We start from the raw sequence: 12,663 nt of genomic DNA on the forward strand, positions 1-12,663 counted from the left end.
GGGAAGGGTGCGCCGGGCGTGTCGGACGGCATTGAGGCGAAAGGACCGGAGCGTACGTGAGCGAGAATCAGAACCTCCTCGCGGAGCAGCGGCGATCCCTGATCCTCGACGAGGTCCGCCGCCGGGGCGGGGTCCGGGTCAACGAGTTGACGCGCAAGCTCGGCGTGTCCGACATGACCGTCCGCCGCGACCTCGACGCGCTCGCCCGCCAGGGCGTTCTGGAGAAGGTGCACGGCGGCGCGGTCCCGGTGGTCGAGGCGAGCACGCACGAGCCCGGCTTCGAGGCCAAGTCGGGACTGGAGCTGACCGCCAAGGAGGACATCGCCCGGGCCGCGGCCAAGCTGGTCGCACCGGGCGCGGCGATCGCCCTGTCCGGCGGCACGACGACCTACGCGCTGGCGCACCACCTGCTGGACGTGCCCGACCTCACGGTGGTCACCAACTCGGTGCGGGTCGCCGACGTCTTCCACGCCGCCCAGCGCACCTCGGGCCCCCGGCAGGGCGCGGCCACGGTGGTGCTGACCGGGGGTGTGCGCACCCCGTCCGACTCACTGGTGGGGCCGGTGGCCGACCAGGCGATCGCGGCGCTCCACTTCGACCTGCTGTTCCTCGGGGTGCACGGCATATCGGTGGAGGCCGGGCTGTCGACGCCGAACCTCGCCGAGGCCGAGACCAACCGGCGCCTGGTGCAGTCGGCGCGCCGGGTCGTGGTCGTCGCCGACCACACCAAGTGGGGCAAGGTGGGCCTGAGTTCGTTCGCCACGCTGGAGCGGATCGACACGCTCGTGACCGACGCCGGCCTGCCGGACGAGGCGCGCGGGGTGGTCGCGGAGCATCTGCGGCGGCTGGTGGTGGCCGGGGAGCCGGAGCCCGACGAGGACGCGGACATTCGGCGGGGCGCCGGCTGAGGTGACGCCCTCGGCCACTCCCCGTCCGGCTGCGCGGGGAGGGCTGCGCTCCGGCGCCGCCGCGGCGTCCCGGGACACGCGACGGCCGAAGGGCGGTCGGTGAGGGCTCAGCAGGGCCAGGTGCCGGTCTGCAGGAACGTGTCGATCGCGGCGGTGCAGGGCGCGATGTCCAGGCCCTGCCCGGCCAGCCAGTCGTCCGAGTAGTACTTGTCGAGGTACCGGTCCCCCGGGTCGCACAGCAGTGTCACGACACTGCCCTGCCGTCCCTCGGACACCATCTCCGCGACGATCTTCAGCGCGCTCCACAGACCCGTGCCCGTCGAGCCGCCCGCCTTGCGGCCGATGGCGCGCTCCAGGGCCCGGACGGCGGCGATGCTGGCCGCGTCGGGCACCTTCATCATGCGGTCGATCGCGCCCGGCACGAAACTCGGTTCCATCCGGGGCCGCCCGATGCCCTCGATGCGGGAGCCGCAGTCGCACGTGACGTCCGGATCGCCGGTGGTCCAGCCGTCGAAGAAGCAGGAGTTCTCGGGGTCGGCCACGCAGACACGGGTGTCGTACTGCATGTAGTGCACGTAGCGCGCGAGGGTCGCGGAGGTGCCGCCGGTGCCCGCCGTGGCGACGATCCACGCCGGCTCGGGGAACCGCTCCATCCGCAGCTGGCGGAAGATGGATTCGGCGATGTTGTTGTTCCCGCGCCAGTCCGTGGCGCGTTCGGCGTAGGTGAACTGGTCCATGTAGTGGCCGCCGGTCTCGGCCGCGAGGCGGGCGGACTCCTCGTACATGGTGCGGGGGTCGTCCACGAAGTGGCAGCGGCCGGAGTGGAATTCGATGAGGCGGATCTTCTCCGCGCTCGTCGTGCGCGGCATGACGGCGATGAAGGGGACGCCGATCAGCTTCGCGAAGTACGCCTCGGAGACGGCCGTCGAGCCGCTGGAGGCCTCGATCACCGGTCTGCCCGGCCGGATCCAGCCATTGCACAGGCCGTACAGGAACAGGGAACGGGCGAGCCGGTGCTTGAGGCTGCCGGTGGGATGGGTCGACTCGTCCTTCAGGTACAGGTCGATGCCCCAGCGCTCCGGCAGCGGGAACCGGAGCAGATGCGTGTCGGCCGAGCGGTTGTGGTCGGCCTGCACCCTGCGGACGGCCTCTTTCAGCCACGCGCGATAGCCGGAGTCGCTGCGGTCGACGTCGAGGGTCACGCCGGTCCGGGTCTGCTGGGGAGTGCTCACGAGGGGGCTCCTAACGCTGCGCGCCGACGACGGATCGCGCGGCCGACACCCCGATCATAAGCATCCGGCGCACGCTTCTCACCTGCATAAACGCACCTTTGAGCCCCCCAAAGCGCCCCCTGGGGCAGAGCCGGTGCAAGGGGGCGCGCACTCCCGGGGGCGCATCCGCGAGCGTGCTGCGGGCGCCCCCGGCCGAGCGGTCCGCACGTACTGGTGCTCGGCGCCGGGTGGGGGCAGACTGCACCGCGGGGCCGAGGTTCGGGACGGTTTCGGACCGAGGTCCCCGGCAGGGCACGACGCAGCCGGTGCCATCGCCGGGCAGCACAGGAGCAGTTCGCCGGGCGGGGCACCCTGGATCGGGACACGAGCCCGTACCGCGCGCCGCGGGGAGCGGGCCGGTACACCGACACGCACAAGGGGGCGGGTGACATGGCGGAGCCGGAGTTCAGGGCCACGGGCGTGCGGATCGGGAAGCGGCTGCGTTCGCTCACCCGGGCCGGCCAGGTCCGGATCAGCGGCGGCCGACTCGAGTTGCTGACCAGCTACGGCAGTGAGATCGACAGCGCTCCGGTGCAGGCGGTGCGGGCGTCCAGGCCCTGGTTCGGTCCCGAGGACCGGGCGACGGCCGACCTCAACGGCCAGCGGTACCTGCTCACCTTGGGCGAGCGCGATCCCGCCCCGGGCGAGCCGGGGCCGCCGGCCGCGCGGCGCTTCATCGAGGCCGTGCGCCGGGCGGCGGGGCGTGACGACTGAGATGTCCGCGAGTTGCGCTCCCCCACCCCCTGCGTCACTCTGGTCTCACGTCACTCTGGGTTTACCGGCGATAACGCTGCGAACCAGCCCGCCGGCCACGACAGCGGGCGGCAGTGTCACGAAGGCGCCCTGCTGGATCCGAACTCCGTGTTCTTCCGGACCTCACGTCGGGGAGTCGCAGCCGTGATCAGCTACCCAAGCAGGCACTGCACGGTGGAGCTCCAAGCCCTGCCGTCGCGGATCGGCCAGGTCCGCAGAATCGTATCTGCGCAATTGCGCTACTGGCATCTGGACGCTCTGATCGACCGGGCCTCGCTCGGCGTGACGGAGCTGTTGTCCAACGTCCACCGGCACGCCCAGCCCGACAAGACATGCACCGTGGAGATAGAGCTGCTGCTCGACCGGCTCACGGTCTCCGTGCGCGACGGCGATCCACGAATGCCCGTGGTCGACGACGCCGAGCCGCTGGCGACCTGTGGTCGCGGGCTGGCGATGGTGGCCGCCATGAGCGAGAGCTGGGGCGTCCGGCCGGACGGTGAGTCGGGCAAGGTCGTGTGGTTCACCCTGCCGACGTCCGCTCCTGCGGTGGCGGCCGCGCCGACGCGCCGGCGGCGCGCGGTCCAGGAGAAACCCGCGCGCCGGTTCGCCGAGGTCGGGCTCCCGGCCGAGGCGCTGCGGCCCGAACATGCTCCCGCCCGGTCCGCCGTTGCCGGTTGACCGGGCGGTGACCACCGCCCCAGCGGGGCGGGCGTGGTGCGGACGCACGCGCCCACCCACGTACGGCCCGTGACGGCCGGCCGAGGCGTCGCTCTCATCCGTGAGCGGCGCCACCGGCGGCCGGCGGTTCGCGCGCCGGCCGTGACGCCGGGGGTGACCGTCGCGGTCAGGGCTTGCCCTTCGTGCGGCCGAACTCCTCGTTCAGGACCGACAGGCGGCGCCAGTACTCCTCCTCGTCGATCTCGCCGGAGGCGAAGCGGTGGCCCAGTACCGCGACGGGCGAGTGCTCGGCCACCGCCGACCGGCGGCCGCGGCCCACCGTGCGGCGCAGCAGCGCGATGCCGCCGCCGATCACCAGCGCCCAGATCACCGGGAAGAACAGGATCCACGGGCCGGGCCCGCCGTCGCCGAAGTGCGCCAGGGTCTGCATGTCGTCCATCTCCTCGTTCGCGTGCCGCAATCCGTGTCGTCCCGAGCGTCGCCCCGGAAGGGGGCCGCGGTCGTCGTACGGGCAGCGGCACCGCGCATACCTCTGCCGGAGTACGGTCCGTCCCCCCTTCTGTACCTACTGGTATGTACACTGCGGGCATGAGCACTTCGGAACGGCTGATCGAGTCGACCCGCGCACTGCTGTGGGACCGCGGCTACGTGGGCACGAGCCCCAAGGCCATCCTGGAGCGGTCGGGCGCCGGGCAGGGCAGCATGTACCACCACTTCAAGGGCAAGCCCGACCTCGCGCTGGCCGCGATCCGGCGGACCGCCGAGGAGATGCGCGCCACCGCCGCGAGCGTGCTCGACGGGCCCGGGACGCCGTACGAGCGCATCGAGGCGTATCTGCGGCGCGAGCGGGACGTGCTGCGGGGCTGCCCGGTCGGCCGGCTGACCATGGACCCGGACGTGATCGCGAGCGCGGAGCTGCGCGCCCCGGTCGAGGAGACGCTCCACTGGCTCCGCGGGCGGATCGCCGCACTCGTCGACGAGGGCCGGGAGCAGGGGCAGTTCGACCCCGCCCTGGACGGCGCCGAGATCGCCGCCGCCGTCGTCGCGACCGTCCAGGGCGGCTATGTGCTCGCCCGCGCCTCCGGCTCCCCCGCCGCGTTCGACGCGGGCGTGCGGGGGCTGCTCTCCCTGCTGGCACCCCGCACCCCCTGAGGAGACCCGCGATGCACGCCCTGCAGTACGAGATCACCCTGCCCGCCGACTACGACATGGGCGTCATCCGCGACCGGGTGGCCCGCCGGGGGCATCTGCTCGACGACTGGGACGGGCTCGGCCTCAAGGCCTACCTCGTTCGCGAGCGGGGCCTGCGCGGCTCGCCGGTCAACGCCTACGCGCCCTTCTACCTGTGGAACACCGTCGAGGGCATGAACGCCTTCCTCTGGGGCGGCGGCTTCCAGGGCGTCGTCGACGACTTCGGGCGCCCGTCCGCACGGCAGTGGACGGGTCTGGCATACGAGGAAGGGGCGCTCGGGCAGCCGCGGTTCGCGGTGCGCAGGAGACAACAGCTGGCGCAGGACGGGCCGTTGGCCGACCGCGTGGGCGATGCGGTGGGCGAGGCGCATCAGTTGACGGCGGAGGGCGGTGCGCTGCTGGCCGCGGTCGCCGTCGACACGAGTCGCTGGGAACTGGTGACCTTCTCCCTCTGGGAGGACGGCACGGCCGGCCCCGAGGGCGACCTCTTCGAGGTGCTGCACCTGTCGGCGCCGGGCCGGGACCGGATGGGCCGGGGACGCCGGTGGTGAGCGCGGTCCGTACGGTACTGGGGGACGTCCACCCCGCTGACCTCGGTGTGTGCGACGCCCACGACCACCTGTTCTTCGGCAGTCCCCGGCTGCCCGGGCAGGAGCTGAACAGCCGGTCGGCGGCGCGGGCGGAGCTGACGGCGTTCCGGGACCAGGGCGGCGGGGCCGTGGTGCAGTGGACGCCGTACGGGCTCGGGCGGCGGGCCGCCGACCTGCCGCCGCTGTCCCGGGAGACCGGTGTGCACGTGGTGGCGGCCACCGGGCTGCACCAGGCCGCGCACTACGGCGAGGACGTCCTCGCCCGGCTGCGCGGCCGGCTCGCCGGCCTGTTCGTCTCCGAACTCACCGAGGGCATCGGCACGTCGGGGGTGCGGGCCGGGCTCGTGAAGGTGGCCGGCGGCTTCCACGCCCTGGACGCGCACGCCCGGTGGACGCTGGCCGCGGCCGCCGAGGCGCATCACGCCACGGGGGCGCCGGTCGCCGTGCACCTGGAGCTGGGCACCGGCGCCCTCGACGTCCTGGACGTGCTGTGCGGGGAGGCGGGGGTGCCGCCGCACCGGGTGGTGCTCGGGCACCTGAACCGCTCCCCCGACCTCGTGACGCACCGGCAGGCGGCGGAGTCCGGCTGCTACCTCGCCTTCGACGGCCCGTCCCTCGCGCACCACGCCACAGACTGGCGGATGCCGGACGCCGTACGGGCCCTGGCCGACGCCGGGTTCGGCGACCGGCTGCTGCTGGGCGCGGACACCACCACGGCCGCCGCCCGCTCGGTGAACGGCGGCCCGGGGATGCCGTACCTGCTGCGCCGGGTGCGGCCCCGCCTCGTGAAGGGGGTGGGCGAGGAGCTGGTGCGGCGGATCCTCACGGAGAACCCGGGGCGGGCGTTCGGGACCGAGTGGCGGGGCTGACCGGCCTCAGCCGGAGGCCTGGTCGTTGTCCTTCATCGCGCCCCAGCCGTGCCAGCGGTCGATCTCCACCCAGGCGCTGACCCGGGGCCGGGCCCGCTCCGGGTAGGGCTCGCCCGTGTAGTGCCGGGAGAGCAGGTCGATGTCGGTCAGGCCCTCGTCGTCGTACATCTCGGTGACGCGGCCGATGAGGGTGACGTGGGTGTACCAGTCGTCGCCGGCGAGGACGGTGAGGGTCACGCGCGGGTCGCGGCGCAGGTGCTTCAGGCGGACGCGGCCCGCGTCGAGGTTGATCAGCACCCGGCCGTCCTTCCACACGTACCAGGTGGCGGTGGAGACCGGGGCGCCGTCGGAGCGCAGCGTGGCCATGACGCACGGGTTGGGCCGGCTCAGCAGGGCCTCGGCCTCGGGCGGCAGCGGCGGCTTGGACATGGTGGAACCTCCTGCGTGGGTGGGGGGTGTTCAGGCGGACGGGTTGTCGTCGAAGCTGGCGAAGTAGGCGGCGGCCATGTCCTCGTCGCCGTGGCCCCGGGCCGCGGCGCGCTCCATGCGGGCGGCCGCGGCCTCGGCCACGTCCAGGCGGACGCCGTGCTCCGCGCCGGCCCGGACGATCAGCCGGGCGTCCTTGGCGGCGGTGCTCACCGCGAACTGGGGCGGGGTGAGCCGGCCGTCGAGGACCAGGTCGGACTTGGCGCGCAGATAGCCCATGTCGAGCGGGCCACCCGAGACGACGTCGAAGAAGTCGCGCGGATCCACGTCGAGGGCCCCGGCGAGGGCGAGGGCCTCCCCCGCGGCGGCCGTGACGGCGAGCACCCAGCTGTTGGCGACCAGCTTCAGCCGCGTGGCGGCGGCCGTGGCCCCGTCCTCGCCGGTCCACACGGTGCGCACGCCGACGGCGTCGAAGACCGGCGTCACCCGGTCCCTTCCCTCGGCCGGCCCGGCGGCGAGCACGGTCAGCTTCCCGGCCTCGGCGGGCTGCCGGGTGCCCAGGACGGGGGCGTCGTAGAAGACCAGGTCGTGCTCGCGGGCGAAGGCGGCCAGCGCGGCGACGTCGTCGAGGCCGGCGGTGCCCGACTGCACCCATGTGGTGCCGGGGTCCAGGGCGGAGGCGGCCTCGCGCAGGGTGTCCAGGGCGACGGGGCCGTCGTGGAGCATGGTCAGGACGACGTCGGCGCCGCGGACCGCCTCCGCGGGCGTGCCGGCGATGTGGACGCCCTCGGCGGCCAGGGGTTCGGCCTTGGCGCGGGTGCGGTTCCAGGCGCGGACGGTGTGCCCGGCGCGGGCGAGGTTGCGGGCCATCGCGGCGCCCATGATGCCGGTGCCCAGGACGCTCACGGTGAGCTGGTCGGTCATTGCGTCAACTTCCTCGGTGGTGCGGTACGGGCCTGCTGTCTGCCCACCAGCCTGCCCGCTCGGCGGCTCGCCTGCCCGGAAGCGACGGGGCCGAGCCCGATACCGGTGGGGTCGGGTCCGGTTCGGCCGTGCGTGTCCGGCGGACGCATGACACCGGGTCAGTGGCGGTCCGTCAGTGCCCCCAGGGGATCGTCGAGGACCGGCTGCCAGGCCAGTTCGGCCGCGCCGACCAGGCTGTTGTGGTCGAGGGTGCAGGCCAGGATGGGGACACCGCCGCTCTGGCCCCACAGGCTGCGGTCGGCGACCACGGCGCGCAGGCGGCCCGGGTCCGCCTCCAGGAGCGTGCGGTGCAGTCCGCCGAGGATGATCCGGTCCGGGTTGAGGATGTTGACCAGGCCGGCGAGCCCGAGGCCCAGCCGGTCGATGAGGGCCTCGGTGGCGGTGCGCACGCCCGGATCGTCGTAGCGGTGGCGGACCAGGTCGATGGACTGCTGGAGCAGCGACACCTCGGGGCCGGGTTCGCGGCCCGCCTCCGTGAGGAAGGCCAGCGGGTCGGTCTCCACGTCGAGGCAGCCGCGGCTGCCGCAGTGACAGGGGCGGCCCTCGGGGTGCACGGTCAGGTGGCCGACCTCCAGCGCGAGGCCCGAACTGCCCCGGTGCAGACGGCCGTCGAGGACGAGTGCGCCGCCGACGCCCCGGTGGCCGGTGGCCACGCACAGCAGGTCGCGGGAGCCGCGTCCGGCGCCGTGCCGGTGCTCGGCGAGCGCGGCGAGGTTGACGTCGTTGGCGGCGAAGGCGGGTCCCTCGATGCCGGCCGCACGCACCTGCTCGGCGAAGATGTCCCGCACGGGCGCGCCCGCGGGCCAGGCCAGGTGCAGGGGGTTGAGGGCCAGCCCCTCGGGCTCGGCGACGGCGGACGGCACGGCCAGGCCCGCGCCGACGCAGCGGCGCCCGGTCGCGCGCAGCAGTTCGGCACCGGCCGTGACGACGGAGGCGAGGACCTTCGCCGGGTCGGGGTCGATGATCTCGCAGCCGGGCGTGGTGGCGACGATCCGGCCGCCGAGGCCGACCAGGGCCGCCCGGTACCCGTCGGCGTGGACCTGGGCGGCGAGGGCGACGGGCCCGTCCTCGGCGACGGCCAGCCGGTGCGAGGGCCTGCCCTGGGAGCCGGCGGCCGCGCCGGGCCGGGCGTCGACCCGGATCAGCCCCAGCGCCTCCAGCTCGGCGGCGACCGCGCCGGCCGTCGCGCGGGTCACGCCCAGCTCGGCGGTGAGCACGGCCCGGGTCGGGGCGCGTCCGGTGTGCACGAGCTCCAGCGCGGGTCCGAGGGCCGTGCGCCCCCGGTCCAGTCGTGTCCTCGCCGTGCTCCCGTCCCCCGGCCGGGGGTCCGCCTTCCCGCTCATGAGGGCGAGTCTGTCATGATCCGCCGCAGCGGCGGCCTACAGGCCGCTGACCCGGAGCGTGATGTTGAGCCGTCCGGACAGGCCCAGCTCCGGTGGTGCCGTGCCGGGGTGCACCCGGGGCACGCCGTGGTGGGCGAGCCGGGAGGGGCCGCCGAAGACGAACAGGTCGCCGCTGCGCAGCTCGACGTCGGTCCAGGGCCGGGTGCGCGTCTCGGTGTTGCCGAAGCGGAAGACGCAGGTGTCGCCGAGGCTCAGGGACACCACGGGCGCGTCCGACCGCTCGTCGCTGTCGCGGTGCATGCCCATGCGGGCGTCGTCGCCGTAGAAGTTGATCAGTGCGATGTCGTAGGCGGGCGCCGGGCCGCCGAGGGTGTCGCGCACGGCCCGGCGGCCCAGGTCGCCGAGCCAGTCGGGGAAGGGCTTGACCGGGGCGCCGTCGCCGTCGGTGACCGTGCGGGCGTAGCCGTAGGGATACCAGTGCCAGCCGAGGCACACCTGGCGGGCGGTCATGGTGCCGCCGCCGGGGGTGCGGACCGTGCGCAGTCCGGCGGGCGGCCTGGCCCAGGCGCGGCAGGCGTCGAGCAGGGAGCGCTGCCCGGCGGCGTCCAGCCAGTCCGGCACGTGGACCGCGCCGGGTGCGACCTCGGCGCGGGACCTGGGGAACAGCTCGCCGTCCATGCCCTCCATCCTGCCCGACCGGGGCTGAGCTGCGGCTCGGCTAGCCTGGACGCACGATGAACGACCGTATGACGACGCCGTGGGGCGCGCTCGCGCTGACCCGTTTTCCCGAGGACCCGCGCGAGACGCTGCGCGCGTGGGACGCCTCCGACGTGTACCTGCTGCGGCATCTGGCCGGGGAGGACGTCCCGCTGTCGGGCACGGTCGTGGTGGTCGGGGACCGCTGGGGCGCGCTGGTCACGGCGCTCGCGGAGCACCGGCCGGTGCAGATCACCGACTCGTACCTGACGCAGCAGGCGACGCGTGCGAACCTGGCGCGGGCCGGCGTGGAGCCGGGCGCGGTACGGCTGCTCACCACCCAGGACCCGCCGCCGGAGCGGATCGACGTGCTGCTGGTGCGGGTGCCCAAGAGCCTGGCGCTGCTGGAGGACCAGCTGCTGCGGCTGGCACCCGCGGTGCACGCGGGAACGGTGGTCGTGGGCACGGGGATGGTCAAGGAGATCCACACCTCGACGCTGCGGCTGTTCGAGCGGATCCTCGGCCCGACCCGCACCTCCCTGGCGGAGAAGAAGGCCCGGCTGATCCTCTGCACGCCGGATCCGGCGCGGGAGCGGCCCGCCCGTCCGTGGCCGTACGTGTACACGCTGCCGGACGGGATCGGTGCCGTCTCCGGGCGCACGGTGGTCAATCACGCGGGCGTCTTCTGCGCGGACCGGCTCGACATCGGCACCCGGTTCTTCCTGGGGCACCTGCCGCAGGGGCGGGGCGGCCGGGTGGTGGACCTCGGGTGCGGCAACGGGGTCGTGGGGACGGCGGTGGCGCTGGCCGATCCGGACGCCGACGTGCTGTTCGTGGACGAGTCGTTCCAGGCCGTGGCGTCGGCGGAGGCCACCTGCCGGGCGAACGGCCTGTCCGGGCGGGCCGAGTTCCGGGTGGGCGACGGGCTGGAGGGGGTGCCGTCGGGCAGTGTCGACCTGGTCCTCAACAACCCGCCGTTCCACTCCCACCAGGCGACGACGGACGCCACGGCCTGGCGGATGTTCAGCGGGGCGCGGCGCGCGCTGCGGCCCGGCGGGGAGCTGTGGGTGATCGGCAACCGGCATCTGGGCTACCACGTCAAGCTGCGCAAGCTGTTCGGCAACAGCCGGGTCGTCGCGAGCGACCCGAAGTTCGTGGTGCTGAAGGCCGTCAAGCGCCAGGCGCGCCGAGCGTTGTGAGGGTCCGGGCCACCTCCCGGGTCATCGCCTCGCGGGCGACCGTGAGGTAGCCGCGCGGGTCGACCGCTTCCGGGCGGTCGGCGAGGAAGTCGCGGATCGCGCCGGTCAGCGCGATGTTGAGGGCCGTGCCGATGTTGACCTTGGTGATGCCGCCGGCGACCGCGGCGGTGAGTTCGCCGTCCGGGACGCCGGAGGAGCCGTGCAGCACCAGCGGGACGTCCAGGGCGGCCGACAGGCGCTTGAGGAGCGCGTGGTCCAGGGCCGCCGTGCGGGTGGTCATGGCGTGGGCGCTGCCGACGGCGACGGCCAGGGCGTCCACGCCCGAGTCGGCGACGAAGGCGCGGGCCTCCTCGGGGTCGGTGCGGGCGCCCGGGGCGTGGGCGTCCAGCGGGGGGCGGCCGTTCTTGCCGCCGATCTGGCCCAACTCGGCCTCGATCCACAGGCCGTGGGCGTGGGCCCAGTCGACCGCCGCCCGGGTCGCGGCGAGGTTCTCCGGGTAGGGCAGCCGGGCCGCGTCGTACATGACGGAGCTGAAGCCGGCGTCGACGGCCTGGTACAGCAGGGCGTCGCTCTGCACGTGGTCGAGGTGGAGGGCGACGGGCACGGCGGCCTGTTCGGCGGCCGCGGTGGCGGCGCGGGCGAGCGGCAGCAGCCGTCCGCCGCGGAACCGGACGGCGTTCTCGCTGACCTGCAGGACGACGGGGGCCTGCGCGGCCTCGGCGCCCGCGACGACGGCCTCGACGTGCTCCAGGGTGATGATGTTGAAGGAGGCGACGGCGGAGCGGGCGGCGGCGGCGCGGCCGACGAGTTCGCCGGTGGTGGTGAGGGGCACGGGGTCTCCAGGGTCAGGGCGCGAGGATCACCGAGCGCGTGAGGTGGCGCGGGCTGTCGGGGTCCAGTCCGCGCGACGCGGCGACGGCGACCGCGAGGCGCTGGGCGCGGACCAGTTCGGCCAGCGGGTCCAGGTCGCCGGCGATCCACGACGCCCCGGTGGCGCGGACCTGTGCGGCGAGCCCGTCCGGCGCGTCGCCGAGCATCCAGGTGGCCGTGCCGGTGGTGCTCACGCTGATCGGGCCGTGCCGGTACTCCATCGCCGGGTACGACTCCGCCCAGGCCAGGGCGGCCTCGCGCATCTTCAGCGCGGCCTCGTTCGCCAGGCCGACGGTCCAGCCGCAGCCGAGGAAGGTGAACTGCCCGCGATCCGCCAGTCCTTCGGGCAGGGGGCGGGCCAGGGCGGTCCGCGCGTCGGTGACGGCGGCGTCGGGGTGGAGACCGAGATGGGCGCGCAGGAGGGTGAGGGCGGTGGTAGCGAACCGGGTCTGGACGACGGACCGTTCGTCCGCGTAGGCGAGGACGGCCAGGTCGTCGGCGGCCGCCCGGACGGGGGTGTCCGGGTCGGCGGTGATCGCGGTCGTGCGGGTGCGGCCCTTCAGCCGGCCGAGCAGGTCGACGACCTCGGTCGTGGTGCCCGAGCGGGTGAGGGCGACGACCCGGTCGTAGGGGCGGCCGTGCGGGAACTCCGAGGCGGCGAAGGCGTCGGTCTCGCCCTGGCCCGCGCCCTCGCGCAGGGCGGCGGCCGCCTGCGCCATGAAGTACGAGGTGCCGCAGCCGACGAGCGCCACCCGCTCGCCCGGGGCGGGCAGCACCCCCGCGTGGTCCGCCGCCTCGGAGGCGGCCCGGGCCCAGCACTCGGGCTGACTGGTCAGCTCGTCCTCGACATGCGTCATGCCGCACCCCTCTCGGTGATCCCCACCC

15 protein-coding genes are annotated in these 12,663 nt (G+C 74.5%); 7 read left to right on the forward strand and 8 right to left on the reverse strand.

Going from position 1 to position 12,663, the window contains the following annotated elements; genetic code table 11:
* Positions 1–56 precede the first annotated feature (56 nt).
* Positions 57–908, forward strand: a complete 852-nt coding sequence (locus ACIGAN_RS29335; protein WP_365094840.1) for a DeoR/GlpR family DNA-binding transcription regulator — start codon at positions 57–59, stop codon at positions 906–908.
* 107 nt (positions 909–1,015) lie between these two features.
* On the opposite strand, the gene ACIGAN_RS29340 is transcribed toward ACIGAN_RS29335, so the two are convergent.
* Entirely contained in the window at positions 1,016–2,140 is a 1,125-nt protein-coding gene (locus ACIGAN_RS29340; protein ID WP_365740278.1) for a PLP-dependent cysteine synthase family protein, read from the reverse strand.
* A gap of 429 nt (positions 2,141–2,569) precedes the next feature.
* Between ACIGAN_RS29340 and ACIGAN_RS29345 the strand changes: the two genes are divergently transcribed.
* Positions 2,570–2,893 (forward strand): hypothetical protein, encoded by a 324-nt coding sequence (locus tag ACIGAN_RS29345; RefSeq protein ID WP_365094835.1) that lies wholly within the window; start codon positions 2,570–2,572, stop codon positions 2,891–2,893.
* A gap of 183 nt (positions 2,894–3,076) precedes the next feature.
* On the forward strand, positions 3,077–3,610 hold the full coding sequence (locus tag ACIGAN_RS29350; protein ID WP_365094832.1) for an ATP-binding protein: 534 nt from the start codon (positions 3,077–3,079) through the stop codon (positions 3,608–3,610).
* Positions 3,611–3,776: 166 nt separating this feature from the next.
* On the opposite strand, the gene ACIGAN_RS29355 is transcribed toward ACIGAN_RS29350, so the two are convergent.
* On the reverse strand, positions 3,777–4,040 hold the full coding sequence (locus tag ACIGAN_RS29355; RefSeq protein ID WP_365094928.1) for an SHOCT domain-containing protein: 264 nt from the start codon (positions 4,038–4,040) through the stop codon (positions 3,777–3,779).
* 158 nt (positions 4,041–4,198) lie between these two features.
* Here ACIGAN_RS29355 and ACIGAN_RS29360 point away from each other — a divergent pair, with 158 nt between their 5' ends.
* The 3 genes from ACIGAN_RS29360 to ACIGAN_RS29370 are packed head-to-tail and all read left to right on the forward strand — an operon-like array spanning position 4,199 to position 6,260.
* Positions 4,199–4,762, forward strand: coding sequence for a TetR/AcrR family transcriptional regulator (locus tag ACIGAN_RS29360; RefSeq protein WP_399862096.1), 564 nt, complete (start codon positions 4,199–4,201; stop codon positions 4,760–4,762).
* 11 nt (positions 4,763–4,773) lie between these two features.
* The gene (locus ACIGAN_RS29365; RefSeq protein ID WP_365740275.1) at positions 4,774–5,352 is read left to right on the forward strand and encodes a DUF4865 family protein; all 579 of its coding nucleotides are present in this window, start codon (positions 4,774–4,776) and stop codon (positions 5,350–5,352) included.
* Positions 5,349–6,260 (forward strand): phosphotriesterase, encoded by a 912-nt coding sequence (locus ACIGAN_RS29370; RefSeq protein ID WP_399862098.1) that lies wholly within the window; start codon positions 5,349–5,351, stop codon positions 6,258–6,260. The genes ACIGAN_RS29365 and ACIGAN_RS29370 overlap by 4 nt, the downstream gene beginning before the upstream one ends.
* A gap of 6 nt (positions 6,261–6,266) precedes the next feature.
* On the opposite strand, the gene ACIGAN_RS29375 is transcribed toward ACIGAN_RS29370, so the two are convergent.
* The 4 genes from ACIGAN_RS29375 to ACIGAN_RS29390 all read right to left on the reverse strand — a co-directional run bounded on the left by ACIGAN_RS29375 (position 6,267) and on the right by ACIGAN_RS29390 (position 9,691).
* Positions 6,267–6,689: a PPOX class F420-dependent oxidoreductase gene (locus tag ACIGAN_RS29375; RefSeq protein WP_365740273.1), complete on the reverse strand. Its 423-nt coding sequence runs from the start codon at positions 6,687–6,689 to the stop codon at positions 6,267–6,269.
* 30 nt (positions 6,690–6,719) lie between these two features.
* Positions 6,720–7,610: an NAD(P)-dependent oxidoreductase gene (locus tag ACIGAN_RS29380; protein WP_399862100.1), complete on the reverse strand. Its 891-nt coding sequence runs from the start codon at positions 7,608–7,610 to the stop codon at positions 6,720–6,722.
* 158 nt (positions 7,611–7,768) lie between these two features.
* Positions 7,769–9,013 carry an ROK family protein gene (locus tag ACIGAN_RS29385; RefSeq protein ID WP_399862102.1) on the reverse strand — a complete coding sequence of 415 codons (1,245 nt, stop codon included), beginning with the start codon at positions 9,011–9,013 and terminating at the stop codon, positions 7,769–7,771.
* Between the two features lie 36 nt (positions 9,014–9,049).
* Entirely contained in the window at positions 9,050–9,691 is a 642-nt protein-coding gene (locus ACIGAN_RS29390) for an alpha-ketoglutarate-dependent dioxygenase AlkB family protein (protein ID WP_365740270.1), read from the reverse strand.
* A 68-nt stretch (positions 9,692–9,759) separates the two neighbouring features.
* On the opposite strand from ACIGAN_RS29390, the gene ACIGAN_RS29395 reads away from it, so the two are divergent.
* Positions 9,760–10,908, forward strand: coding sequence for a methyltransferase (locus ACIGAN_RS29395; RefSeq protein WP_399862185.1), 1,149 nt, complete (start codon positions 9,760–9,762; stop codon positions 10,906–10,908).
* Here ACIGAN_RS29395 and ACIGAN_RS29400 read toward each other — a convergent pair.
* Together ACIGAN_RS29400 and ACIGAN_RS29405 are read right to left on the reverse strand one after the other, a co-directional pair.
* The gene (locus ACIGAN_RS29400) at positions 10,880–11,740 is read right to left on the reverse strand and encodes a ketose-bisphosphate aldolase (protein WP_399862104.1); all 861 of its coding nucleotides are present in this window, start codon (positions 11,738–11,740) and stop codon (positions 10,880–10,882) included. The genes ACIGAN_RS29395 and ACIGAN_RS29400 overlap by 29 nt on opposite strands.
* 13 nt (positions 11,741–11,753) lie before the next feature.
* Positions 11,754–12,635, reverse strand: a complete 882-nt coding sequence (locus tag ACIGAN_RS29405) for an SIS domain-containing protein (RefSeq protein WP_399862106.1) — start codon at positions 12,633–12,635, stop codon at positions 11,754–11,756.
* Positions 12,636–12,663: the final 28 nt, after the last annotated feature.

It is taken from the genome of Streptomyces sp. NPDC085931, assembly GCF_044540565.1.
In the GTDB taxonomy this organism is placed as follows: domain Bacteria; phylum Actinomycetota; class Actinomycetes; order Streptomycetales; family Streptomycetaceae; genus Streptomyces.